Source organism: Isosphaeraceae bacterium EP7 (assembly GCA_038400315.1).
Taxonomy (GTDB): Bacteria; Planctomycetota; Planctomycetia; order Isosphaerales; family Isosphaeraceae; genus EP7.
Map to the genome: position 1 here is coordinate 148042 of CP151667.1, position 23842 is coordinate 171883.

The window sequence follows — 23842 nt, forward strand, 5'->3', positions numbered from 1 at the left end:
TTCCGCCGCGGCTCAAACGCCCGAGGCGGGGCCGACGATCGCCGCCTTGCGACTCTTGGCGGTCGTCGCCTTGACTGCCTTGGTCGCCGCCGCCTTGGTCGGCTTGGCGGTCGTCTTCGAACTCTTGGCTGTCGCCTTGGTCGTCTTGGCGGCTGTCACCTTGGCCGCCGCCTTTGAAGTCCGTTCGGTCTTCGCGTTGGCTTCCGCGTTCGAAGCCTTGACGATCTTCGTTCTGGCTGCCGCCGCCTTCGAGCTCATCGCTGGCTTGGCCGCCTTGGCTGGCTCGACGACGGATTTGCTTACCCTGGCGACGACCGGCCTGCCGCGTTTGGTCGGTGCGGCGGTCGGATCAACCTGGGGCTCGTCGCCGCCTTGTAGGGGCGCGCCGGGTTCGCACGCGTCGAGGCGGGTTTGCGCTTGCGCGGCGTAATCGGGCGAGAGCTCGAAGCCCAGATAGTCTCGGCCCAGCTTCTTGGCCGCGACGAGCGTGGTGCCGCTGCCGGCGAAGGGGTCGAGGACCAGGTCGCCGGGGCGCGAGCTGACGCGGATGATCCGGCCCAGGAGCTGCTCGGGCATCTGGCAGCCGTGGAACCCGGCGCGTTCCTTGAAGGTCCCGCAGACGCGCGGGATGTACCAGGTATCCTCGACGGGCTTGAAGCCGCCTTTGCCGGGGATGTCCTGCGGCCTGAGGATCCAGGTGTCGTCGGGGAGCCGGCCCGTGGGGTTGGCCCGGCGGTCTCCGTAGATGAGCTGGCGGGCCGACGGGACGCGGATCGACTCGTCCTCGAAGGTGAACCGGGCCGGGTCCTTGACGAAGTGGAACAGGTGGGCGTGGCTCCGGCTGAACTTGCGTTTGCAGTTCACGCCGAAGGTGTAGTACCAGATCACCCAGCTGCGCGGGACGAGGCCGGCCTCGCGGTGGGCAATGACCTTGAGCTCGGCGGCGAACTCGTCGCCGATGGCCATCCAGAAGGTGCCGTCGGGCTTGAGCACGCGCGCGACCTGGCCGATCCAGCGGCGGCACCAGTCGAGGTACTGGTCGGCCTTCTTGCGGTCGTCGTAGATGTCGTATTTGTAGCCGATGTTGAACGGCGGATCGGCGAAGGCCAGGTCGACCGTGCCGTCGCCCAGGGCGGCCATGCCGTCGATGCAGTCGGCGGTCATCAGGCGGTTGCGTGGCGCGAGGGGGCTGGTCATCGGGCGTGCCCTTGCTGGCGGGGCGAGTCGTGTCGATCCGTGTTGGGCCGGCCCTTGGAGTCGGGGCGAGGTCGCGCCGATGGGGCTCATCGCCGCGGTCGTCCCGCCCGGGCCGCATGGAGCAAGTATACCCGCCGCGGCGGAGATCGCGCAAACTTCGGCTTGCGCGACCCTGCCGGTTGGTGGGGTCGGCGCGGCCGGCATGGTGCCTGAGGGCCCTGAATTCCTGGAGTCTCGCCGCGGCCGGCCGTCAGTCGTCTTCGACGGGGGGGGCGGGTGTGTCGCCGGTGTCGATCTTGTATTCGGCCAGCTTCTTGTGCAGCGTGTTGCGGTTGATGCCCAGCCGCGCCGCGGCCTTGATCTGGACGCGGTCGCAGGCGGCCAGGACCTGCTGGATCAACTCGCGCTCGACCTGGCCGACGATCCGGTCGTGCAGGTCGCCCGCCTGCGGGCCGGCGGCGCGGACCCCCTGGCGGACGAGCTCCGAGGTGAGGCTGGCGAAGTCGCCGCCCCGGGAGCGGATCGGGCGCGGTGTGGCCTCGCCGCGGAGCTGCGGCGGCAGGTGATCGGCCAGCAGCTCGGGGCCATCGCCCAGGACGACGGCACGCTCGACGTAGTTCTGCAGCTCGCGCACGTTGCCCGGCCAGTCGTGGTCGCGCAGCAGCCGCATCGCCTCGGGCGCCACCCGCCTGGTCTCGCGGCGGTTCTGCTCTGCGTAGCGCTTCAGGAAGAAGTCGACCAGCGGCGCGATGTCGTCCCGGCGCTCCCGTAGGGGGGGCAGGTAGATGGGGACGACGTTCAGGCGATAGTACAAGTCCTCGCGGAACCGGCCCCCCTCGATCTCGTCGAGCAGGTCGCGGTTGGTGGCGGCGACGATCCGGGTGTCCACCTTCTTGGTGCCCGTGTCGCCGACGCGCTCGAACTCCCCCTCTTGCAGCACGCGCAGGAGCTTGACCTGGAGCTTGGGCGAGGTGCTGTTGATCTCGTCAAGGAAGATGGTGCCGGTGTGCGCGGCCTCGAACCGGCCGGTCCGGTTGTCGACGGCGCCGGTGAACGACCCTTTGACGTGGCCGAACAGCTCGCTCTCCAGCAGGCTCTCGCTGAGCGCCCCGCAGTTGACCCGGATGTAGGGCCCGGACTGCCTGGGGCTGAGGTCGTGGATGGCGCGGGCGATCAGCTCCTTGCCGGTGCCGGTCTCGCCGACGATCAGCACGCAGGCGCGTGAGGCGGCGACCTGCCGGGTGATGCGGGCGACCTCGCGCATGGGGCCGCCGGCCCCGATGACGCCCGGCAGCGGGGCGTCGGGCTCGGCGGCGGTCTTGATTGGCGGACGTTCATAGGAGAGGGGCATCGCGTCCTCCACCCACGGGCGTCGGCCCGGCCCCTCGCGTCGTCCTGCCGACCTGGTCCAGGCTCACGTTGATTTGCCTCGTCTCCCCTCACTCGGTCGCCGCATCGTCGTCCGTCGGTTCAGGGGCGTGCGGGCTTCTTGGCGGAGCCCTGTCCCCGGCCGTCTGCGAGCTGCCGGGCCTTCATCGACTCGACCACCTGCCTCAGGGCGTCGCCTAGCGGCGAGCCGGCGGCCTCCGCGCGGAGCTGGTCGAGCCGCGCCCCCTGGTCGGGCGCGAGCAGGTTGCCATATCGGCCCAGGCTGGTGGCCAGCGCCTCGGCCAGGCCGGCACGCCGCTCGGGCGACCGGGCCGGGTCGAGCAGGGCCTCGGCCAGGCTTCGCTGGGCCTCGACGGTGGGCAGGAACGCGAGCGCCTTGGCGGCCGGCACGGCAATCTCATAGGCATTCAGGCCGCGGACCAGGGCCGGAATCGCCTGCGGCAGGTCGGCCCGGAACGGACCGCTCTGACCCTCGCCCAGCCGGGCCAGCATGGCGGCGGACTCGGCGGCATAGGCCACGCGGTCGGCGGTCGTCAGCGGCGCCGGAGTCAGGCCGGCGACCGGTCGATCGAGCAGGTGGCGGAGGATGGTCGGCGAGGCGGGCGTGACCAGGAACTGGGCGTCGCGGAAGCCGTCGAGGGCATGCTCCACCTCGTCGGACATGCCCAGCGGTCCGACGACGAAGGCGGGCAGGTTCGCCGTCCGGGCGTCGGCCCTCAGGTTGGTCAGCGTGTCATTCAGTCGCCAGGCGCCCTGCACCAGGCTGGGGTCGATGAAGACCAGCTCAACGCTCGACGAGCTGGCCGCCAGGCGGAACCCCTCGGCGCCGGTGATGGCCATCAGGGGGGAATAGCCGATCGACTCCAGCATGCCGCCGAGCTGGCCGCCGCGGGCGATGTTGCCGTCGATGACGACCGCGTGCCGCTCGGGTCGGCTGCCCGCGAAGTAGGCCAGGGTCGGTACCACCTTGCCCGAGCCCAGGAACGGCGCCGAGGGGGACAGGTCGACCAGCGCACGGGCCGCGGCGAACCGGACGCGGGGGTCGGGGGCCGACAGTGCGCGGACCAGGGCATGGGGCCGGCTGCCCGACCCGGCCAGGGTGCGTGCCACGGCCGCCCGGTCGATCGCCTGCGCGGTCGGGGTGACCTCGGCGGGCCCCGACTTGCCGCCGGGGCCGGCCAGGACCTCTCCCTTGATCGCCTTGCCGAGCGCCCCGGCGGTCGCGGCGGCCAGCGGATACTCGCGGTCGGCGATGGCCTCGTCGAGCACCCTGGAGAGGTTGGCGGGGCCCGATGCCAGGGCGAGCTTCAGGTCGTCCGACGGGGCCTCGCCCGGGAACGCGGCCAGGCCACTGCGCTCGACCTCGTCCTCGATGGCGATGGCGGTCGAGAGCGAACGGACGTCGGCGTCGTCGGGGGCGATGGCGCGGGCCGCGAGGGCGAAGGCCGTGGCGAAGTGCCGCTCGGCCTCGCGCCGGGGGGCCGTCACCGGCTTGATCTCGGTGCCGTCGGCCGTCCAGTAGGTGACGCGCTCTCCGGGGAACCTGATCCGGCCCAGCCGGTAGTTTCGCGACTGGCCGACGAGCAGGTTCTTCGCCGCCTGCGGGCGGGCGTCGAAGGCGACGCCGGTGATCCGGACGATGGCCGTGCGTGCGGCCTGGCGTGCGGCGGGGTCGGCCTTGGGGTTGGATTCGAGGGCGACCAAGGCGGCAAGAGCACGTGCGTCGCGGATCTTGCCGATGGCGTCGGCCAGGGCCTCGGCCTGCGGTCCGGCTGCCAGCGCGGCGGCGGCCATCGGCGGCACGGCGCGGTCGTCGAGGGCGTTCAGGGCGTCCTTCAAGACCTGCCGGGTCTCGTCGCCAAGGCCGTCTTTGGCCAGGGCTTGCGCCAGGAGCGGCACGGCGTACGGGCCGGCCTCGCGGAGCCGCTGCTGGGCGAAGGCACGCTCCTCGGGCGACTTCTCCAGCGAGTCGATGGCCGCTTCCAGCCGGCCCGGTGCGGTCACGGCTCGGCGTTCGGCATCGGCCAGCCTGCCGAGCAGCTTCGGGGCCTGGGCGCGGGTCTCTGGGGCGTCCTGGAGCCGCAGGATCGAGGCCTCGCCGAAGCGGTCGCGGATGTCCAGCCAGGTGGCGTCGGACGGCTCGGAGGCCAGGAACTGGCGGAGGTAGGGCAAGGCGGCGGGCGCCTGTTCGGTCCGGACCAGGTAGTCGACGGCTCCCCAGAGCTCGATGGGCGTCTGCGGCTGGACGGCGAAGGTCTCGGGGCCCGGGGCCTGCGCGAAGGATGACGAGGGCGACATCGCGGCGAACCCGGCCAGCGCGACCAGGGGCCAGGCGCCGGCGACAGCGGCGCGGATCGCGGCCGCGATCGAGCGGGCCCGTCGGCGTGCGGTCTCGGGCTTGGTCGTCCGGCGGCTCAAGGTCTGGGTTCGACGCATGGGTCTCGCACTTCCGCCCGGCTTGGGGGCCGACAGGGAGGCCAGGCCTGACCGGCTCCGGGGCCGGCCAGGCCGCGTGTGGATCGTGACGCGTCGCGGGGAGCAGCAAGGCAGAAGAGGACGGGGGCCCTGCCCGGGCTCAGTCGAGGGCGCCCCGTTCCTGGAGGATCAGGTCGTCGTAAGTCTCGCGCCGGCGGACCAGCTTGACTTCGGAGCCGTCGACCAGGATCTCGGCGGCCCTCGGCCTGGTGTTGTAGTTGGACGCCATGACCATGCCGTAGGCCCCGGCCGAGAAGATGGCGAGCAGGTCGCCTCGGTCGAGCGGGGGCAGGGCGCGGTCCTTGGCCAGGAAGTCTCCGCTCTCGCAGACCGGGCCGACCACGTCCCAGGGCTCGGTGCCGCCGATGGCGGCCTCGTAGTCCTCGGGGGGCGCGGGAAGTCCGGCGGGGACACTCACGGGCCAGATCCGGTGGAAGCTCTCGTAGAGCGCCGGCCGGATCAGGTCGTTCATCGCGGCGTCCTGGATGAGGAACCGCTTGTCACCCGACTGCTTCGTATATAACACACGGCTCAGCAAGATGCCGGCATTGCCCGCCACGACTCGCCCCGGTTCCATCGCCAGACGGCAGCCTGTGCGCCTCAGCGAAGGTAGGACGGCCGCGGCGAACTCGGCGATCGGCCGGGCCTCGCTGCCCCGATAATTAATCCCGAACCCGCCGCCCATGTTGAACCAGCCGATCGGGTGGCCCATCCCGCGCAGCCGCTCGATGATGTCCACCGCCTTGTTGGCGGCGCCCGCGTAGGGCTCGGCCGTGGTGATCTGCGAGCCGATGTGCATGTGCACGCCGATCATCGAGATGCCGGCCAGCCCCTTCGATCGCTCGGCCAGGGCCAGCGACCGGTCGATGTCCATGCCGAACTTCGACTCTTTCTTGCCGGTGGAGATGTACCGGTGCGTCTTGGGGTCGACGTCGGGATTGACCCGCAGCGCCACCGGCGCCACCAGGCCGAGGCCGACGGCCACCCGCGCGATCGCGTCGAGCTCGGCCTCGCTCTCGACGTTGAACATCAGGACGCCGGCCTTCAAGGCCGCGGCGATCTCCTCATCGGTCTTGCCCACCCCGGCGAAGACCGTCTTGCCCGGGTCGCCCCCGGCGAGCAGCACCCGATAGAGCTCGCCGCCCGAGACGACGTCGAAGCCCCCGCCCTGTGCGGCCACGACCTTCAGGACGCCAAGGTTCGAGTTCGCCTTGACCGAGTAGCAGACCAGCGGGTCGAGCGCGGCGAACTCGACCTGGAGCTTGTTCAGGACGTCGACGATCTCCCCCTTGCTGTACACGTATAGGGGGGTGCCGAACTGCTCGGCCAGGCGGGCTGCCGGGATCTCGTCGCAGTAGAGCTGGCCGTCTCGGTAGTTGAAGTGGTCCATGGATCGGTTCGCCGGGGCTTCGGAGGTTGGGTCGATTCGGACTCGAGGGCGGCCGGATTCAAAAGGATCAAACGGAGCCGGGCGTCGCGGCCAGCCGAGCTTTCCAGCCGGCCAGCTGCTTGCCGACCTCGTCGGGGGCGGTCGAGCCCTCCGACCGGAACGCCTTGACGGCGTTGGCCACGCCGAGGATCTGCTTGACGCCGGGGCCGAGCTCGGGGTGCGCCGCGGTCAGGTCGGCGTCGGGCAGGTCGACCAGCCGCTTCAGGTTCAGGCGGACACACTGGCCCACGAGGTGGCCGATGACCTCGTGCGCGGCACGCTGCGGCACGCCCCGCTTGATGAGGTATTCCATCAAGGTCGTGGCGTCGAGGAACCCCTCGTCCAGCCGCTCATTGATGCGATCGGCCCGGAGGGTGGCGCCGTCGACCAGGACGGCGGCGATCCCCAGGCACGACTCGACGGTGTCGAAGGCCTCGAACAGCGGCTGCTTGTCTTCCTGGAGGTCGCGGTTGTAGGCCAGCGGCAGCCCCTTGACCAGCACGAGCAGCGTGGTGAGCGCCCCGACGACCCGACCGGTCCGGCCGCGGATCAGCTCGACCACGTCGGGGTTCTTCTTCTGGGGCATGATGCTGCTGCCGGTGCAGAGGTTGTCCGGCAGCGCCAGGAACGAGAATTCCTGCGTGCTCCAGATCACCCATTCCTCGGCCCAGCCCGACAGATGCTCGGCGATCATCGTCAGGACGAAGACCGACTCCAGCGCGAAGTCGCGATCGCCCGAGGCGTCGAGGCTGTTGGCGGCGATCCCCTCGAACCCGAGCGCCGAGGCCACGTGGCGGCGGTCGATCGGCAGGGTGGTGCCGGCCAGTGCGGCGGCCCCCAGGGGCAGGACGTTCACCCGCTTGCGGCAGTCGGCCAGGCGGTCGCGGTCGCGCTGAAGCTTCTCGACATAGGCGAGGAAGTAGTGGGCCGCCAGCACCGGCTGGGCGCGTTGCAGGTGGGTGTAGCCGGGCAAGATCACGCCGTCATGCCGCTCGGCCGCGCGGACGAAGGCGGATTGCAGGCCGACCAGGACCTGGTCGACGCGGTCGAGCGCGTCTCGCGTCCAGAGGCGGACGTCGGTGGAAACCTGGTCGTTGCGGCTGCGGGCGGTATGCAGTTTGCGGCCGACATCCCCGAGCCGGTCGATCAGGGCCGCCTCGATGTGCATGTGGATGTCTTCGCGTTCCAGGACGAACGGGAAGGTGCCCGCCTCGATCTCGCCGCGGATCTCGGTCAGGCCGAGCACAATTTGCTGGCACTCTTCGGGGGAGATCAGGCCGACGTGGGAGAGCATCCGGGCGTGCGCGATCGAGCCCCGGACGTCGTGCTCGAAGAGACGACGATCAAACGAGATCGACTCGGTAAACTCCTCGACGCGGCGGTCTGTGGACTCGCCGAACCGCCCGCCCCACGGTTTATCCGCCACCCGAATTTGCCCCGACTTCGATGAGTTCTGCGCAGGTTTTCCGCACGACGCCCCATAGTTTAGGCTCCCCTTCCGGCGCGTGTCAACCAACTCGACGGCCCGGGCCTTGCAGTGATAAAAATGAACCGATGTCGGCAAGATCGAGCCAGGATGTCGCCTAACCTGGTTGGGGTCGTGCTGCGGAGAGGGCAGGCGTGGCCGAAAATTGCGACAGCAGTGCGGACGCTCGAGAGCAGGCCGTCGCGATTCGTCGGATGCGTGCCCGCCGCTCGCGCACGATGGCCCTCGGCCTGATCGTCGGCGTCGTCTGGATGGGACTCTGGCTCGATCCCCTTGCCCGGCCCTTGCTCGTCTGTGTGTTGCTGGCCGTCGGAAGTTCCTTGGCGATCCTGCTCGCCGCGATGGCACTCGGGGGACTCGGCCTGCTCGGCCTGAAGGCGTTCGACCTGACGATCGCCCGCGTCCGCCGAGCGGGACGCTGGCCCGAGAAATGACGATGGTACTCGCGTCGGACGCGGCGCGAGGAGGATCGCAGACATGTCGGCATCCACGCGCAAATCGACCGCGATGACCGGGAGAACCGCGAACTGACCCAGTGTACCGGCCCAGGAATTGCTCGCCAGTGAGGCTGCGATGCCGCGGATTCCCAGGCATGATCGACGCCGAAAGACTGCGGATTGCCCCGAAGGCGACGCCAGCCCCGACCCCGACCTGAGCCGCCGTGCCGAGTCGGCCGTCTCGTTCCTAATCTGGCTTGGCCTCGACGACTGCGGCAGGCCGTTGACCGTGCATTGACACTGAAACACTTCAGGGTCGGTTGCTTGCTGGGCCCGTCTTGTGGCCTGGGCCGCCGGTGAGCATCATAGGGGAGTCTATTTATAGTACTGCGCTTTGTGCTTCGCGGGAGTAAGCGTTATGTTCCGGCAATTGGAAGAATTAGAGCAACTTGTGCGGCAGGCCAAGGCTGGCGCGCGGGCCCAGAAGCTGGAGGCCGAGACAACGCAGGCGGCCGAAGTTCTGCGCGAGGCGGAGCGGACGATGATGGCCGTCGAGCAGAGGGCGGCCCGCGAGCGGCCCGACGCGGCGAAGGCGGTCGAGCAGGCCGAGCTCGCCAGGAAGCGGCTCGACGAGGCGATACGCGAGGTCGCCAAGAATCACCTCAATCAAGACCCGGGGATCCTCAGGACGATCGAGGGGGCCCGCGCCGAGATCGACGGCACTCGAATCAAAGCACAGGCAACGCTCGATGAAATAGGCCGCGACCGCGAGGAGTCGAAGAAGGCCCTCCAGGTCGCGAGAGATGCTTATCTAAAGTTGCGTCAGGAATTGGACGAGCTCCAGCCGGCTCTGGCCCCGCGGTTCGGCGATTCGGATAGGCTGGTCCGACAGGCCGGCGAGCACCTGCCCGAGGGCCAGGTCAGGATTCTGGCCGAGGAGGTCGACGACAGCCGCAGCGTCTTCGGCATGCTCGATCGCGAGCAGCAGCACGCCCAGCTCATGATCTGGATGGGACGCTACCGCAGGATCCAGGACCGGGTCGACGTCGAGCACGACCTGACGCCCGAGTCGATGACGCAGCTCGATCGCATCTTCCCCATGCTCAGGGATTTATCGCATCAGTATATGCCGGGATATATCGAGGCCTTCAGCCGCGCCTTCACGACCGACTGGGAGGCGTACGTCGCCGATGCCCAGGCGAGGCTGCTGGCTGCCACCGAGGGGAGCCGCCGAGCGCGGGAGGTCGAGTCGGTCAGGGCCGAGCGACAGGTGCGCGACCAGGACCAGGCGAAGCGGGCCGCCGAGGTGCTCAGGCAGGCCATCGAGGGGCTGAAGATGGCGATGGTCGGCGCGGATCCCGACTCCGAGGAGGGCTCGGCCGAGTTCTTCGACGCTCTCCGGAAGGTCGTGCTCGCCGGCGGCTCGTCCGACACCCGCGTCCTCCAACTCGTCGCTCCGTATCAGAGCCGGCTCGACGGCAAGGACTTCCGGGCCCTGCGGCGGAACCTCGACCGGTCGACCGATGACGACGCCAGGGTCCAGGAGGACAACTCCCTGCGCGAGCGCCTGGCCGACCTGATCGCGCAGACCCGCGGCAAAGATGTCTTGATGATCGGCGGCGCGGTCCGCGAGGACGCCCGGCGGTCGCTGCAACGCGTCTTCGAGTTCGACGAACTCGACTGGGAGCCCTACGAGGCGGCGCGGCCCGCCATGCTCAGCTCGCTGGAGGAGCGCATCCGCAACAGGACGGTCGACTACGTCCTGATCCTGAAGGAATTCGTCAGCCACTCGGTCAGCGGCCGGCTGCGCCCGCTCTGCGAGGAGCACGGCATTCCCTGCTTGATGATCGAGCATGGATACGGGGCAAGCCAGGTGGCCGAGGCACTGGGCGGGGCCCTGGCCCGCTCGGCCTGAGCCCCTCTGTCAAGTCGCGGCACGGCGCGTGCAAGCGAGCTGGCGACGGCGGCGAGTTCCCCCCCCTCTCGTCGCGGGCCTTTGTCCCCGTACTTCTGGTTCTCTGAGATCGGCCGAAACCGATTCGACCGCGCGGGACCGGTACGGTAGACCTGGCTAATCTGAGGGGCGTTTCGAAAGAGATGAATCAAGCCATCGAAGGTCGGCGGCGCAAGTCGAGCAGCCCGTCGCAGGTCAGCCTCAGGGCATTGGACGCCCTGAATGTGTTCCTGGCCGATGTCCGAGACGGGCTCGGCCCGTACCTGGCCGTGTACCTGGCCGCGCACAACTGGGAGCAGGGCCGGGTGGGAATCGCCATGGCGGCGATGGGCGTCTCCACGGTGGTCGCCCAGACTCCCGCCGGCGCGTTCATCGACCGGACCCGCCACAAACGCATGGCGATCGTGATCGCGGCCGTGCTGGTCGCGATCGGGACGGTCGCGATGGCCACCCGGACGACCTTCCCGGTGATCGTGGGGGCTCAGGTGCTGACCGGTGCGGCGGCCGCGATCTTCCCGCCGGCGATCGCTGCGCTGAGCCTCGGCATGGTCGGCCATGACCGACTGGCCTCGAGGACCGGCCGCAACGAGGCGTTCAACCATTCCGGCAACGTCGTCGCGGCGGTGCTCGCCTGGCTGATCGGCGACTACGTCGCCTTCGAGGGCATCTTCTACCTTCTGGCGGCCATGGCCCTGGCCGCCTCGGTCGCGACCCTGATGATCCGGCCCGGCGACGTCGACGACGACCTGGCCCGCGGGGGCGAGGACGACGCGGATGCCGACGGCGCCGAGCTCCAGGTGAGCCGCCTGGGGACGCTCTTCTCGGATCGTCGCGTCCTGGTCTTCATCGGGTCGATCACCCTGTTCCACCTGGCCAACGCCGCGATGCTCCCCTGGGCCGGGATGAAGGTCGCCGGCGACGACGCCCAGGGAATGGCCGGCGCGATGTCGGCCTGCATCATCGCGGCGCAGCTGGTCATGGTCCCCGTGGCGGTGCTCGCCGGCCGCCTGGCCGAGACCTGGGGGCGTCGCGCGGTCTTCCTCGTCGGATTCGCCGTGCTGCCAATCCGCGGGGTGCTTTATACGATGACCTCCGATCCGCGCGGGCTGGTGGCCGTCCAGCTCCTGGACGGCATCGGGGCGGGCATCTTCGGCGTCGTGGGGGTGCTCGTCATCGCCGACCTGACACGCGGGACCGGCCGGTTCAACCTGATGCAGGGCGCACTGGCCACGGCGACGGGCCTGGGCTCGGCGCTGAGCAACGTGATCACTGGATATGTGGTGACCTCCTTCGGCTTCAACGCGGGCTTCCTCGTGCTGGCGGGAATCGCCGCGTCGGCCCTGGCCTTCTTTGGCCTGGCGATGCCCGAGACCAGGCCCGGCCACGCCACCGCCACCCCTGCCCCCATGCCAGCCGAGGTCTCGTGAACCGAGGCGTCCGTTTCGCTCCTCCCTACGCGCCCCGTTGGGGTTCTGGTAAGGTGCGCCGGATCGTGCCGGACGGTCCGAGGTTGACCTCGAACCCGATTCCGGCGGTGCCATGGGTGGGCCGAGCATGGGGGGGCGAGGCGTGTCGCGGCCGAGGCAAGAAGCCAGGGCCAGGCTCGAAGGTGTGGTGTCCGGGGCTCGCCCCCTGGTCCGGCCGTCGCCGCGATCGGCGATGTCGTTCCCGCTGGTTGTGCTCATCGCCGTGCTCCCCGGCCTCTATGCCCTGGGAAGCTGGGACCTGGACCCCCCCGGACCCTGGTGGGGCTTGCGGTCCTTGGCCGTGCTCGACGGCCTGGTCTTCGACCAGGTGCCCGACATCACGCAAGTGCGCCCCGGAGCCGAGGCCGACGCCTACCGCGCGGTGGCCTTCCAGCCGCCGCTTTATGCCTGGCTGGCCGCGCTGGGGCGGCCCGACCTGAACCCGAGGATGGCGGTCATCCCCAGCTACCTGGCCGGGGCGGCCGTGGTGGTGCTGGCCTATCTGCATGCCAGGCTCTGGAAAGGGCCCCGCACCGCCGTGATCGCCGCCGTGCTCACGGGCTTCAACCGGCACCTCTTATCCCACATGCAGCTGCCCGCCCCCTGGACCCTCGGGCTGGCCGGAACTCTGGTCGTTCTTTACGGTTATGGCAGGCACCTGCACATCGGCTCGGGAAGCGGCCGGTCCTGGGGCTCGAGTGGCGGCGGGACCTGGGGCGTGCTGACCGGCCTGGCACTGGCTGGATCGCTGCTGGCCGTTGGCGGGTTTGGCCTGATCACGCTCCCCCTGATCGTGTTGCACCTGGCTTACCTGCGGGCCGGTTCCCCGCCCGGCGAACGGCCGCCGCACTGGTGGCTTGCCTGGCGTGGACACCCCAGCCTGCTCGCCGGAATTCTGGCCGTGCTGGTCGCCGTGCTCCTGACGGCCCCCTGGTATGGCATGATGCTCTCCCGATATGGCGGAGACTTCACCCTGTCCCTGGTCAACCCACCGAACCCCCCCGGTGTTGACCGGATGGGCCTGCTGACCCGGCTGATCGACCTGTCGCCGGCCGCTCTCCCGCTGGGCATCTTCGCCGCGATTCGAGCCCTCAAGCGAGCACTGACCGCCGAAGATGATGAGCGCGATGCCGTCGGCGGGGCGCTCTGGGTCATCTGGCTAGCAGTTGCCGCCCTTGCACCGGCATTCTGGCCAAATGGGCCGCGGCCGACGATGGGCTTGTTCCTCTTGATCCCCCTGAACCTGCTGGCGGCCCAAGGGATGACCGACCTGGCCAGCCGCAGGGCCCCGGTCAGGTCGCTGCTCTGGCTGGCGCCGGCGACGGCCGTCTGCATCGCCTGGTGGGCCAGCGCCAGTCTCAGGGGCGCGGCCATGGACCTGACCCGGGGCCAGGCCTCGTCGGCCACCGCGCTGGGCCTGCACCTGGCGCTGGACCTGACACTGGCCGTCGTGATCTTGACCCGAGTCCTCGACCGCTGGGCCAGGCGCCGTGATGACCGCCAGCGCACCGTGATTGGCGTGTTCCTCGGCCTTGTCGTGCTCATCACCGTGGCCAGTGGTATCCGAGAGGTCGAGTTCCGTCACCGCGAGACCCGCGACTTGCTGCAATTGCGCGAGGCGGTTTTGCGCCTCCATCAGTCGAAGCCCTTCAACCTGGTCGCGGTTGTCGGCCCCGACGCCCTGCGTGTCGCCAATGAAGGCCCCGCCCCCGGTGGCCGCCTCGACTTCATCCTTCGTTCTGCCCTGCCCAATGTCCCGCGCCGCAATCTCGACACTGTCGACGAGTTGCTGATCCTGCCCGAAACCCGCCGCCTGGTTGTTCTGGTGGGAACCGAGCAACGTCTTTCCTATTCTGTACAGGCCAGGCTCGGCCTGGAAGCCATCTCGCAAAGCAAGGAAGGCGTGTTGGTCGCCTTCGCGACGACCAACAACGACCATTCCCACCCCATCGGCTCCCCCGCCACCACGCTCGATATCGAGCCCTAAATGCTCGCTGAGCTCCGTTTTCCGGCGTAAGCGTGTAGGCCGCCTCGCCCGGAAATCTGGCCCGATGGGTTCGTTCCGCGCCGGCTGGAATGGGTTCGTTCCGCGCCGGCTGGAATGGGTTCGTTCCGCGCCGGCTGGAATGGGTTCGTTCCGCGCCGGCTGGAATGGGTTCGTTCCGCGCCGGCTGGAATGGGTTCGTTCCGCGCCGGCTGGAATGGGTTCGTTCCGCGCCGGCTGGAATGGGTTCGTTGGGCCATCTCCAAAAGTGGGTTCGCTTGGTGGCCTTTGTGGCGACCATTCCCGATCCAGATTGCCAAAGAGTGGGGCGGGTCATGATCGCTTGAACGCGACGGGGACGGGCCTCCCCTTGAAGTTGCAATTGCCGGAGAAAACCGGCGGACATTCCGGGCATATTTCCAGAAAAGTTCGGGCTCGATGGATTGGAGAGGTCGGGATTGCTCGTCGATGGGCTCCGGAATAGGAACCTTTGTGCGCCTGAATATTCGGCAAGATCCTTGCCATTGGTCGTGGGTCTGCGTACAGTTGTGGACGTAAGGTCGGTAGACGGGCGATCAGAAGCACGGAGGGAAGGCGATGACAACCTTGCTCCAGCGACTGCGTCGAAAGTCCGGGCGGGTAGGAGCGGGGTCGGAGTCGAACGTCGGGCCCTCGGTGCGGGAAATCTGCCTGATCGGATCCGCGTCTCCGGTGGGTGAGCCGGGGCAGCAGATCGTGCGGCAGGGGCGCGGATACTCGGTGGCGGCGACCCAGGCCAGGGCCGGCGGATCGGCCTATTACTCTCATGTCGGGCCCGCCGGGTGAGCTGATCCGAACGGATTCGGGCGGCTGTCGCCCGTGGCCTCGGGGCTGTCTCGGCCTTGTCTTGAACCTCTGCACCGGGCGCCCTGGCGTCGCGGCGGAGTGCCTCCATGCCCGCAGGGCACCGACAAAACCTCGTGGCCCGCCGGCCGGCTCATCCCGCCGCCGCCGCCGCCGCCGCCACCGCTCGCGTCGCGGTCGACGCCAGGACCGTGGAGATTGTCCAGCGTGCCAGGCTCATCGTCGAGGTGGCCGAGGTCGATCTGGAGGTGGCCGAGGGGCGGCTCGGGCCGTTCCACGAGGTCACCTGGCACTTTCGGAATGCCCTGGCCGAATCCAGGCGCGACTGGGATCGCCTGCGTGCCGAGCTGGGCACCCCGAAGCTCGACGCTGCGCTCGCGAGGCCGTCCGTCGCGGTGCTGACGCTAGGCTGCGACGTCAGCGGCCGGCAGCGGGTGGCCACCTTCATCGCGATCACAGGGCGGGCCTATCACGTCGAGCCCGTGCCCGGGACCCGGCTCGCCCCCGTCCAGTGGCACATCGGTCGATTCGACGCCACGCCCGATGACGGCCTTTACTACGCCTGCCGGCTGGCCGATCGCTCGACCCAGTGCGATTGCGCCGAGTGGGCCTATCAGGCCGACTCCGAAGTCGGTGCCCCCCCCCGCCCTTGCAAGCACCTGGCCGCCCTCATCGCCCTGGGATGGCTCTGACGCACGATCGGCTGCGTGGGAACCGTGTCGGGCATCCTTGGCATTGGCGAAGATGACGTCGGCCGATCCTGCTGCGAGGCACGCCGATTGCGGGCTGGAGTGGGAGGTGAAAGGGGGGCACGAATGAGGAATGGCCAGCCGGTCGAGTCATCGCTGATCAATGCCGTCCGGTACGACGCCGCGTCGAGCTTCCTCGACGTGGAACTGCGGCCGGAGATGCGGCGGTATCGGTTCTTCGACGTCCCCTACTCAACCTATGCGGAACTGATGGAGGCTCCGTCGAAGGGGTCTTATTTCAATGACTTCATCCGCGAGCAGTACCCGATGAAGCCCCTTCGCAGTCGCCGGGCCAAGCTGCCCTGAGCGCTTTCGGTTTTCCCTGGACCTGGTCGGTACAATCTGGCGAATGGCCCGGCCGGCATGGCCGACGAGCCCGGATGCGTCTCCCCTTCGACTGGTTAGGTCACACGCAAATGGACTGGTCCGCCGCCTTCGACGAGGCCCTCACCTACACCGGGTTCCTCGACCGGCACGCCACCCCCCCTCAGCGTGCTCGCTGGGACGACAGCCACGCCGCCACGACCCTGACGCCCGCACAGGCCGAACTCCTCGGCGGATTCAAGCGGACCCTGAACGTCCTGGTGCTTGCGGGCACGTGGTGCGGCGACTGCGTGAACCAGTGCCCCGCCTTCGACCACTTCGCCCGCGCCGCCAGGACCCTCAACCTCCGCTTCCTCGACCGCGACGCCCGCCCCGACGCAGCCGACGCCCTGTCGATCAACGGCGGCCACCGAGTTCCGGTCATCCTGGCCCTGAGCGAAGACTTCGAAGAAGTCCTCCGCTACGGCGAAAGGACCCTTTCCATCTATCGCAAGCTGGCCGCCGACCAGTTGGGCTCCTCCTGCCCCACCGGCTTCGTTCCCCCGGATACGGAATTGCGAGCCCGGGTCACCGCCGAGTGGCTCGACGAATTCGAGCGAGCCCACCTCATCCTCCGCCTCTCCCCCAAGCTCAGGGCCCGCCACGGCGACTGACGGCCGCATAGTCGAGCGGCGAGGCGTGTCGCCCCCGAGATCTGGCTTGCCGGGCCTTGAGGGCCGAGCTTCGGGGGCCTCGGGCGGCTTGTCCTCGCCGGCCCGAGGCCATGCGAGCGGGGCTCGGACCCGCTCGATCTCAATAGGCCATCTTCTTCGCCGCCTTGGCCCGCCCCGCGCCGGGGTATGTGACCCGCGCCAGCTCGATGTGCCAGGCCAGCCAGCCGAATGAGAGCAGGGCCACGACGAGGGCGCCGGCGTTCATGTCTTGCTTGAGCAGGGTGTCATAAAATCCGTGCAGGAGCATGGGCACGGCCATGACACGGAGCATGAACAGGCCGAATTCGCCTGCGTCATCGATATGCTCATAGTGATCGACGTTCCGCGAGATGGCGATGCCGACCGAAGCCGACCACATCGCGTGCAGCGCGACGCAGGAGACGAACCGGACGAGGTAGATGTCGAACCCGCTGATCCCGTTGTAATATCGAGACGAGTACATGATTCCTTCCGAGATGCCGAAGCCGACGCCAGAGGCGAGGCCCCAGAGGCAGGCGCCTCTCCAGCCCATCTCGGCGTGGCGCTTGAAGTAGAAGAAGAGCGGGATCGCCTTGGCGAACTCCTCGCAGAGCCCGACGCCGAAGGTGAAGCCCAGGGCGCTGAGGAGGAAGTTGCTGTCGGGATCGTTCGCCGAGTCGTACGACCAGCCGATGAAGGTCAGGATCAGCATGATGATCATGAACACGCCCCGACCCCCGAAACGACGGAGCCGGAAATTCGAGCAGAACTGCACGAGCAGCAGGACGATGACACCGACGGTCCCCGTGAACGCCCCGATCCCGAGCAGGTGCAGCGTCTGGGCCCGCTCGACCGAGAAGAAGAGGCCGATCAGCAGCAGGAAACCGACCGTGGCGATGGCCGCGTAAACCCAGTGGGCCGAAGTGTCGCGGGAAAGGTGGGCGCCGTCGAGCTTATGGCCGGGAAGCACCGCGATCGCATCGTCGAGCGATAGCTCGACGTTGGAGAGCGCCCCTTCGATTCGCTTCTGCTCCTCGGGCGTCGCCTTCTGGACCGTCTGGGTGAACCGGTCCTGGATGTCGGATTTGTCTTCCTTGCTCAGCAGCGAGATGACCAGCGGGATCAGGGCAAAGGCCAGTAGCAAGTACGAATATTCGAGGAGTGATGACTCCCCGCCCGCCCGGGCCCTGGCCTTCGTGGCCGCAGGCTGCGGCGAAGGCGTCCGGGACCTCGACGTCCTCGTCTCGGCCTGCGGGCTCGGTTGATACGTCGACGGTGTTGCGGGCCGGTGCGACGGCTCGTCTTCATGGAGCGAGTACGTCAGGTCGGGCTCGGGATCGAAGGCGACGGCCTCCGGCTGCGGGATCGGCAAGGTCGTGCCGCATTGAGGGCACCTCGCCTTCCTGCCCGCCAACTCGTCGCGGGCCTTGAGGACTTTACCGCATCCGCATTCGAATGTGATCGCCATCCATCGTCCCTTTTGCTCGACCTGAATCCATGCATCGTCCGTGGACAAAGCCTCATCGGTGATCGACGGACGCCATGGAAAAATTGATTGAATTCTGCCGGCAACAGGATCTTCACGTCGAAGGCTTCGAACGGCCGGGCGTCGACGTGGTCCGCGCTCAGTCGATGAAGACGCGGAGGGCGTGGCTGGCGCTGCGGTTGTACCAGGAGTTTTCGCGGAAGGGGCGGAGGTGGACTCCGCAGGGGATGGGCTGGCCTTCGGAGTCCCGGACGTCTTCGCCGTGGCTGTCGAGGACCAGCGGGGTGCCGTCGGGCGACCGGCCGATGGGGCCGACCCAGAGGACGACGTGGCTGATCTTGCCGCCTGGTTTGCCTCGGATGAAGAGGAGGTCGCCGGTGCGTAGGGTCGCCAGGCGATCGTCGTAGGAGGAGGGAAGCTCGACGGCGTGGAGGCGCGTGGCTCGCCCGTCGGTCCCCTTGACGGATCGCTCCTCGGACTGTTTGTGGACGTCGGAGTTGAGGCGCAGGCCGAAGCCCTGGTTGTAGACGAAGCCGGTCAGGTTGCTGCAATCCACCCCTTTGCCGTTGCTGCCGGCACAGGTCGGCATCCAGGGCCAGGCCTCTGGCGGGCTCCAGTCGGGGATGTGGTGATGCTGGTAGGCGTAGCCCTGAAACCGCAGCGCGACGGCGATGACCCGCTCTCGCTTCCGCTCGGCCGGCCAGTGCTCGACGCCTGGGGGCCTGGGATAGAAGGCGGCGGGCGGACCCCACGCATGCCAGCGTTCCAGCGTCCTTGGCGTATACCACTGATGGAACGGGACTTCCGATTCGAGCCGATGATCCCCGCGTTCCGTCCGCTCCAGGTCGCCGATCACTTCGGCCGCCCGATGGGTGAACTCGACCCGGTAGGGCGAGCGATAGGTCAACTCCTGGGCATGCACGGGAAGCCCGAGGCTTGCCAGGACAATGCAGGCGAACACGAACAGAGACCGAGGCATCGCCGCCCTCCCCGCCGAACAACTTGTGGGCGCGACGACGCGGCCCCGGAATCAAGTCTAGGACATGGGAGCGGAGGGAGCCGGATGGCCGGTTTCGGTCGGTCCTTGAGGGTGGGAACCCCCGCTTCAGTCGGCCGGCACGCCGAAGGCTTCGGGGAGGTTCTTCCGGGTCTCGCGGAGGATCTCCAGGATTGCGCGGCGGTCTTCGGCGGAGAGGTGGGCGAAGGTGGGGGACTGGTCCTTGCCGGTGAGGATCTCGGAGAGGCGCAGGTAAACGCGGGACCTGGCGGGGGGCGGCAGGGCTTCGAAGGCTTCGGAGCCGATCAGGTCGCTGCATGGATATTTGAACATTCGACGGGTCAGGTCGAAGTCGCGGAGTGAGCGGCCCTTGGTGTCGCGGGCCGCGTGGCCGGCGTAGTCGTGGGCGAAGGACGTGGTGCCGACGATAGGGTCGGTGAGCTTCGCCTCTTCGACGAAGAGGAGCTGGCGGACGAGCTTCTCGGCGGCGCCCTCGATGCGGCGGCGGGTGCCGTCCGACATGGTGCCGGGCGGGTCGTTGAACGCCTTGTTCATGCCGTCTTGCTGGAACAGGGCGATGCGCGACTCGTAGCCGGCCAGGGTGATCGCGTTGTGGGTCTGCGTCTGATGTTCCAGGACCATCAGGGCCACGATATCGCTGTGGGGCGTGAGATAGGGGTCCGTGTTGACCAGAGATTCGAGGTCGGTCCGGTTCGCGCCCGCCGCGGTGTCGAGCGTCGCATCGGCGTCCCGGCCTTGTGAGGTCTCCGCCGATGCGACGTTGCCCATATGAGTTTGCGTGCCGTGGGTGCCGGTGACGTACCAGCCGCCCCAGCGCCGGTCGAGCGGGCTGGCGTGGGTCGTCACGTGCGTCCCGGCGCTGAAGATGGGGGAGCCGGTGCGGTCGGGCACCACCGACCGGACGAAGTGGCCGGGGACGCCCATCGTCTTGGGCGAGACGTGACATTGCAGGCATTCGTGCGTCTGCCGCACGAACTTCGGCCGCTCGTCCTCGGCCTGGTCGAGCAGGTAGAAGACGGCCCCGAGCTTGGGGTCCACCGACGAGACTTCCAGCACGTCGCCCCCACGCACCCAGCCGACATACGCATCATCGCCGAAATAGAGGGCCCGCGGCCGCGTGCGCGAGATCTTGGTGTGCTGGAAGCTCGTCTTGCTGAAGACCAGGGCCTGAGACGATTTCGGGATCTTCAAGTGTTCAAGCAACGATGGAAGGTAGCCGTGCCTGATGTCATGGACAAGCTTCGCCTCGCCCGAGTCCAGCCGCTTCTGGAGCCTGGCGATGGGGTCGTCGGGCTGCGAGGTGGCGTAGTCGATGGGGGGCATCTCATAGGGCTGGTCGGCGCCGGCCGACATGCCAGGCCAGGCGACGATGGTCGCCATCAGGAGGAAGGATACCCACGCAACTCGCTTGCCCGATGCGTCACGGCCCGTCATCCGACCACCTTTCCCCGAGATTCCCCGGATGAACGCGGACTGGCTCACTCGGCTTGATTATCAGGACATGGACGTCCAATTTCAAGCGTTTCGTCGTTCAGCCCGGGGACGGGCAATACGTCAGGCCGCCTCGGGGAAAGACGCGGATGGTTCGGGGAGGGCCGTTCAGGGCCTTTTCTGCGGCGTTCCAGAGCTTCGACTGGTCGTCGAAGAGGCGGACGGGGCCGAGGCGGGGGCCGATTCGGGCGTGGAGGGGCGGGGCGTAGACGAGGACGTGGCGGTCGACGACGAGCTCGGCGGCCCAGCGGATCATGAATTCGGCCGGGTGCTTCATGATCGAGGTCGCGAGGCAGGCGGCCTTCAGGCCACGGCGGATGAACCAGCCGCCGGGGGCGCCCGTCGCGGCGATGGCGCGGAGCGCGGAGAGGGGCATCGAGCGGTCGAGCTCGTCGGGGTCGGTCCAGAAGGCGCCGAGGAGGACCCCGCCGGGGCGGCAGGCGGCCCGGTGCTGGAGCAGGACCTTGAAGCTCATCAAGGGGTCGCCCGGCCAGGGGTTGTTGCCGGCGATGACGAGGTCGGCCTCGGGGCGGTCGGGGGCACGGAGGCGGCGGGTGGCCTCGGCGGCGAGGGTGTCCTGGACCGCGTCGACCGGGCCGGAGGCCACGCGCAGGACCGTGCCGGGGGGGCCGAGCAGGTGGCTGACCGAGGCGCACGGGCCGAGCAGTCGCGCGGCCGCGCGAATCGAGTGGCGCATCGGGTTGTCGGCCGCAGTTCCGCCCAGCAACCGCCGGGTGTCGCCATCCAGGCCACCTCGATGCAGGGCGATCAGGGTGGAGCGGTGGCTGGTGCCGGGGAAGACGAGCTTGTAGCCGCCACCGAAACCCGCCTGCAGGTGCGGGAGCACCGAGCCGACGAGGACGCGCAAGTCGGCCCGGGCCACAGTCCGGAAGACGCGGACGGGGATGCCTTCGGGGGTCGTCCCGAGGTCATCGTACGCCGAGAGGTCGTCCACGGGGGGGCTTTGGCAGGAGTACGCCTCGAAGATTGCGTCTCCGACTCGTTTACGCATGGAGTCTGCGTCCACGGCGTGATGGCGGCCGACTCCGACGCTGATCGAGACGTCGTCGGTGCGTACTCCGGCTGCGTGGATACGGTCGAGGAGGACGGGGAGGGCCTGCCGCACGGGAGTCCATCGCGAGGGGTCGTCGACGACGATGGCGACCTTCGAGCCGGGGCCGAGCGACCTCTCGAACGGGGCCGCGCCCGACTCGGGGGTGTCGAGGGCGGCATTCAGGGCGGCCGCGTAGTCGGGCAGTCCGCCATCGAGGTCGGGCGAGAAGGTCTCGGGCTCCGGCCAGGTTCCCGGGGGATGGAGGTTGAGCCGGCCCGAGTCTCCCCAGGGGATCTCGATCCTCGAGGCATACCGGCCGTCGGTGGGGTCGATCATCCGGCGCAAGTCCTTTGTCTGACCGCATTCTGGCGATCCCGGTCGGGCGGGTCGGCCGCAAGACGCCACGCTAACGGAACTCGGCCCCGGCCGCCACGTCGGTAAAGCTGACTGGACCCGGCCTTCTCCGGCGGCCAAGAGTCGAGGGGGCAGATCCGCGCGAATCGTCGAGGTCGACCGCAAGTTTGCCGACCGGGGAGGCCGATGATACGGGAAGGGTAAGGTTGGCGGAGGGGCGCGATCGACGGGATTCGGGCCGCGTTGACGACCGGGCGAGGATGGGCTATGGTTCCGCCCCGGGTCGCTGGGTCGGCCCCGAAGCTCGTCGTGGCGCAAGGAGGCTCCTCGATGGCGATGATCACCGACGCGTCGCTGGATTTCGAGACCGAGGCCGAGGGCCTGGCCTTCGCCCGGGATGTCCTGCGTATCGAGGCTGAAGCACTCGGCCAGGTCCGCCTGCGGCTCGGTACCTCGATCGTGCGGGCCGCCGAGCTGCTGTTCCGCTGCCGGGGCGCGGTGGCCGTGATGGGCATGGGCAAGGCGGGCCAGGTCGGCCAGAAGCTCGCCGCGACGCTGGCGTCGACCGGCACGCGGGCCTACCCGCTGCATCCGGCCGAGGCGGTTCACGGCGACCTGGGCCGGGTTCGCGAGGGCGACGCGGTCATCGCGCTGTCGTCGAGCGGCGAGACCGAGGAGATCCTGCGACTCGTCCCCTCGCTCAGGCGGATCGGGGCGACCCTGGTGGCGATCACTCAGACGGCGACCAGCAGCCTGGGCCGCGCGGCCGATTTCTGCATCGCGATGGGGCCGATCGAGGAGGCTTGCCCGCTGGGCCTGGCCCCCACGGCGAGCACCACGGCGATGATGGCGGTCGGCGATGCCCTGGCCCTGCTGGTCAGTCGTCGCCGCGACTTCAGGGCCGAGGACTTCGCCGTCTACCACCCCGGCGGGAGCCTGGGGAGGCGTCTGGGTCGGGTCGAGGACCTGATGAGGACCGGGCCCCACGTCCGGTTGGCCAGCGGCGACGAGACGGTACGCGAGGTTTTCGTCAGGCTCGCCGGCCCGAGGCGCAGGACCGGGGCCGTGCTGGTGGTCGACGAGACCGAGCGGCTGTCGGGGATCTTCACCGACTCGGACCTGGCCCGGCTGTTCGAGCGTCGGCGCGAGGCCCTGCTCGACCGGCCGATGTCCGAGGTGATGACGCGCGACCCGGTGCGGGTGCAGGTGGGCGCGTCGGTCGCCGAGGCGGTCGAGGCACTCAAGGCACGCAAGATCAGCGAGCTGCCGGTGGTCGACCGGGGCGGGCGGCCCGTGGGTCTGCTCGACCTGACCGACCTGATCGGCCTGGTGCCCGCGGGCGCCGGGGGGGCCGACGTATGACCGAGTTTCCCCCGGACTCCGACGAGCTGATGCGGAGGTGCGGCGGCATCGAGCTGCTGCTCCTGGATGTTGACGGCGTCTTGACCGACGGCGTCATCGCGGTGGACGACCGAGGGGTCGAGACCAAGCATTTTCATGTCCGCGACGGCTGGGCGATCGCCCGCTGGCGCGAGCTTGGTCATCGCGCGGCGATCCTCTCGGGCCGGAGGTCGGCCGCGGTCGACGTCCGCGCGGCCGAGCTGGGGATCAGCCCGGTGATCCAGGGGGCCGCGGAGAAGCGTGGGCCCTTCCTGGCCTTGCTTGCCGAGCTTGAATTGAGGCCCGACCAGGTCGCTTACATGGGGGACGACCTCCCCGACCTTCCGCTCCTGCGGTCGGTTGGCCTGGCGGCCTGCCCCTCGGACGCGGCGCCCGAAGTGGCGGAGTTCGCCCACGTCGTCACCCGTGCCGGCGGCGGCCGCGGGGCCGTCCGGGAACTGGTCGAGCTGATCCTGACCCATCAAGGATCGTGGCACGAGCTGGTCGACCGCTGCCGGGCCCCGGCCATCGCCAGCGGCTAGGTTCTCTCTCGTGCGTGGGGTCTGTGCAAGTCAGGCCCGAGGTTCGCCGCAGTTGCTGTCGCCGTTGTTGCCGTCTTTTACGCCCGGCCCGACGCCGATCCTGGCCCCTGAAG

General features: G+C 69.0%; 19 protein-coding genes. 10 read left to right on the forward strand and 9 right to left on the reverse strand.

The genetic code is table 11. The annotated features are described in order from the left end of the window. Positions 1 to 12: 12 nt before the first annotated feature. From EP7_RS00630 to argH, 5 genes are all read right to left on the reverse strand, one after another. On the reverse strand, positions 13 to 1197 hold the full coding sequence (locus EP7_RS00630) for a DNA-methyltransferase (RefSeq protein WP_463525608.1): 1185 nt from the start codon (positions 1195 to 1197) through the stop codon (positions 13 to 15). A gap of 250 nt (positions 1198 to 1447) precedes the next feature. Continuing rightward, positions 1448 to 2548: a sigma-54 interaction domain-containing protein gene (locus EP7_RS00635; RefSeq protein ID WP_463525610.1), complete on the reverse strand. Its 1101-nt coding sequence runs from the start codon at positions 2546 to 2548 to the stop codon at positions 1448 to 1450. Positions 2549 to 2667: 119 nt separating this feature from the next. Further along, positions 2668 to 5022 carry a PleD family two-component system response regulator gene (locus EP7_RS00640; protein ID WP_463525611.1) on the reverse strand — a complete coding sequence of 785 codons (2355 nt, stop codon included), beginning with the start codon at positions 5020 to 5022 and terminating at the stop codon, positions 2668 to 2670. Between the two features lie 139 nt (positions 5023 to 5161). Then, positions 5162 to 6451, reverse strand: a complete 1290-nt coding sequence (lysA, locus tag EP7_RS00645) for a diaminopimelate decarboxylase (RefSeq protein ID WP_463525612.1) — start codon at positions 6449 to 6451, stop codon at positions 5162 to 5164. A gap of 67 nt (positions 6452 to 6518) precedes the next feature. Beyond that, positions 6519 to 7916: an argininosuccinate lyase gene (gene argH, locus EP7_RS00650; RefSeq protein ID WP_463525613.1), complete on the reverse strand. Its 1398-nt coding sequence runs from the start codon at positions 7914 to 7916 to the stop codon at positions 6519 to 6521. A gap of 194 nt (positions 7917 to 8110) precedes the next feature. Here argH and EP7_RS00655 point away from each other — a divergent pair, with 194 nt between their 5' ends. From EP7_RS00655 to EP7_RS00690, 8 genes are all read left to right on the forward strand, one after another. Then, positions 8111 to 8410 (forward strand): hypothetical protein, encoded by a 300-nt coding sequence (locus tag EP7_RS00655; RefSeq protein ID WP_463525614.1) that lies wholly within the window; start codon positions 8111 to 8113, stop codon positions 8408 to 8410. 421 nt (positions 8411 to 8831) lie between these two features. Then, positions 8832 to 10328 carry a coiled-coil domain-containing protein gene (locus EP7_RS00660; protein WP_463525615.1) on the forward strand — a complete coding sequence of 499 codons (1497 nt, stop codon included), beginning with the start codon at positions 8832 to 8834 and terminating at the stop codon, positions 10326 to 10328. A 182-nt stretch (positions 10329 to 10510) separates the two neighbouring features. Further along, positions 10511 to 11794 (forward strand): MFS transporter, encoded by a 1284-nt coding sequence (locus EP7_RS00665; RefSeq protein ID WP_463525616.1) that lies wholly within the window; start codon positions 10511 to 10513, stop codon positions 11792 to 11794. Between the two features lie 142 nt (positions 11795 to 11936). Further along, complete coding sequence (locus EP7_RS00670) at positions 11937 to 13820, forward strand: ArnT family glycosyltransferase (RefSeq protein WP_463525617.1); 1884 nt, start codon at positions 11937 to 11939, stop codon at positions 13818 to 13820. Positions 13821 to 14414: 594 nt separating this feature from the next. After that, positions 14415 to 14642, forward strand: a complete 228-nt coding sequence (locus tag EP7_RS00675) for a hypothetical protein (protein WP_463525618.1) — start codon at positions 14415 to 14417, stop codon at positions 14640 to 14642. A 107-nt stretch (positions 14643 to 14749) separates the two neighbouring features. Further along, entirely contained in the window at positions 14750 to 15352 is a 603-nt protein-coding gene (locus EP7_RS00680; protein WP_463525619.1) for a hypothetical protein, read from the forward strand. 123 nt (positions 15353 to 15475) lie between these two features. Next, positions 15476 to 15715, forward strand: a complete 240-nt coding sequence (locus EP7_RS00685; RefSeq protein ID WP_463525620.1) for a KTSC domain-containing protein — start codon at positions 15476 to 15478, stop codon at positions 15713 to 15715. A 74-nt stretch (positions 15716 to 15789) separates the two neighbouring features. Then, positions 15790 to 16386 (forward strand): thioredoxin family protein, encoded by a 597-nt coding sequence (locus EP7_RS00690; RefSeq protein WP_463525621.1) that lies wholly within the window; start codon positions 15790 to 15792, stop codon positions 16384 to 16386. A 139-nt stretch (positions 16387 to 16525) separates the two neighbouring features. On the opposite strand, the gene EP7_RS00695 is transcribed toward EP7_RS00690, so the two are convergent. The 4 genes from EP7_RS00695 to EP7_RS00710 form a co-directional block, all read right to left on the reverse strand. Continuing rightward, complete coding sequence (locus EP7_RS00695) at positions 16526 to 17872, reverse strand: PrsW family glutamic-type intramembrane protease (RefSeq protein WP_463525622.1); 1347 nt, start codon at positions 17870 to 17872, stop codon at positions 16526 to 16528. Between the two features lie 157 nt (positions 17873 to 18029). Continuing rightward, positions 18030 to 18869, reverse strand: coding sequence for an NlpC/P60 family protein (locus tag EP7_RS00700; RefSeq protein ID WP_463525623.1), 840 nt, complete (start codon positions 18867 to 18869; stop codon positions 18030 to 18032). Between the two features lie 126 nt (positions 18870 to 18995). Next, positions 18996 to 20342, reverse strand: a complete 1347-nt coding sequence (locus EP7_RS00705; RefSeq protein WP_463525624.1) for a hypothetical protein — start codon at positions 20340 to 20342, stop codon at positions 18996 to 18998. 97 nt (positions 20343 to 20439) lie between these two features. After that, complete coding sequence (locus EP7_RS00710) at positions 20440 to 21789, reverse strand: lactate racemase domain-containing protein (protein ID WP_463525625.1); 1350 nt, start codon at positions 21787 to 21789, stop codon at positions 20440 to 20442. 348 nt (positions 21790 to 22137) lie between these two features. Here EP7_RS00710 and EP7_RS00715 point away from each other — a divergent pair, with 348 nt between their 5' ends. Both EP7_RS00715 and EP7_RS00720 read left to right on the forward strand, forming a co-directional pair. After that, positions 22138 to 23169 (forward strand): KpsF/GutQ family sugar-phosphate isomerase, encoded by a 1032-nt coding sequence (locus EP7_RS00715; RefSeq protein WP_463525626.1) that lies wholly within the window; start codon positions 22138 to 22140, stop codon positions 23167 to 23169. Then, complete coding sequence (locus tag EP7_RS00720; RefSeq protein WP_463525627.1) at positions 23166 to 23729, forward strand: KdsC family phosphatase; 564 nt, start codon at positions 23166 to 23168, stop codon at positions 23727 to 23729. The genes EP7_RS00715 and EP7_RS00720 overlap by 4 nt, the downstream gene beginning before the upstream one ends. Positions 23730 to 23842 lie beyond the last annotated feature (113 nt).

Bases quoted from the DNA above. Each gene is read 5' to 3' on its own strand.
- EP7_RS00630 (WP_463525608.1), bottom strand. From the start codon at position 1,197: ATGACCAGCCCCCTCGCGCCACGCAACCGCCTGATGACCGCCGACTGC.
- EP7_RS00635 (WP_463525610.1), bottom strand. From the start codon at position 2,548: ATGCCCCTCTCCTATGAACGTCCGCCAATCAAGACCGCCGCCGAGCCC.
- EP7_RS00640 (WP_463525611.1), bottom strand. From the start codon at position 5,022: ATGCGTCGAACCCAGACCTTGAGCCGCCGGACGACCAAGCCCGAGACC.
- lysA (WP_463525612.1), bottom strand. From the start codon at position 6,451: ATGGACCACTTCAACTACCGAGACGGCCAGCTCTACTGCGACGAGATC.
- EP7_RS00660 (WP_463525615.1), top strand. From the start codon at position 8,832: ATGTTCCGGCAATTGGAAGAATTAGAGCAACTTGTGCGGCAGGCCAAG.
- EP7_RS00665 (WP_463525616.1), top strand. From the start codon at position 10,511: ATGAATCAAGCCATCGAAGGTCGGCGGCGCAAGTCGAGCAGCCCGTCG.
- EP7_RS00675 (WP_463525618.1), top strand. From the start codon at position 14,415: ATGACAACCTTGCTCCAGCGACTGCGTCGAAAGTCCGGGCGGGTAGGA.
- EP7_RS00680 (WP_463525619.1), top strand. From the start codon at position 14,750: ATGCCCGCAGGGCACCGACAAAACCTCGTGGCCCGCCGGCCGGCTCAT.
- EP7_RS00685 (WP_463525620.1), top strand. From the start codon at position 15,476: ATGAGGAATGGCCAGCCGGTCGAGTCATCGCTGATCAATGCCGTCCGG.
- EP7_RS00690 (WP_463525621.1), top strand. From the start codon at position 15,790: ATGCGTCTCCCCTTCGACTGGTTAGGTCACACGCAAATGGACTGGTCC.
- EP7_RS00695 (WP_463525622.1), bottom strand. From the start codon at position 17,872: ATGGCGATCACATTCGAATGCGGATGCGGTAAAGTCCTCAAGGCCCGC.
- EP7_RS00700 (WP_463525623.1), bottom strand. From the start codon at position 18,869: ATGCCTCGGTCTCTGTTCGTGTTCGCCTGCATTGTCCTGGCAAGCCTC.
- EP7_RS00705 (WP_463525624.1), bottom strand. From the start codon at position 20,342: ATGACGGGCCGTGACGCATCGGGCAAGCGAGTTGCGTGGGTATCCTTC.
- EP7_RS00710 (WP_463525625.1), bottom strand. From the start codon at position 21,789: ATGATCGACCCCACCGACGGCCGGTATGCCTCGAGGATCGAGATCCCC.
- EP7_RS00715 (WP_463525626.1), top strand. From the start codon at position 22,138: ATGGCGATGATCACCGACGCGTCGCTGGATTTCGAGACCGAGGCCGAG.
- EP7_RS00720 (WP_463525627.1), top strand. From the start codon at position 23,166: ATGACCGAGTTTCCCCCGGACTCCGACGAGCTGATGCGGAGGTGCGGC.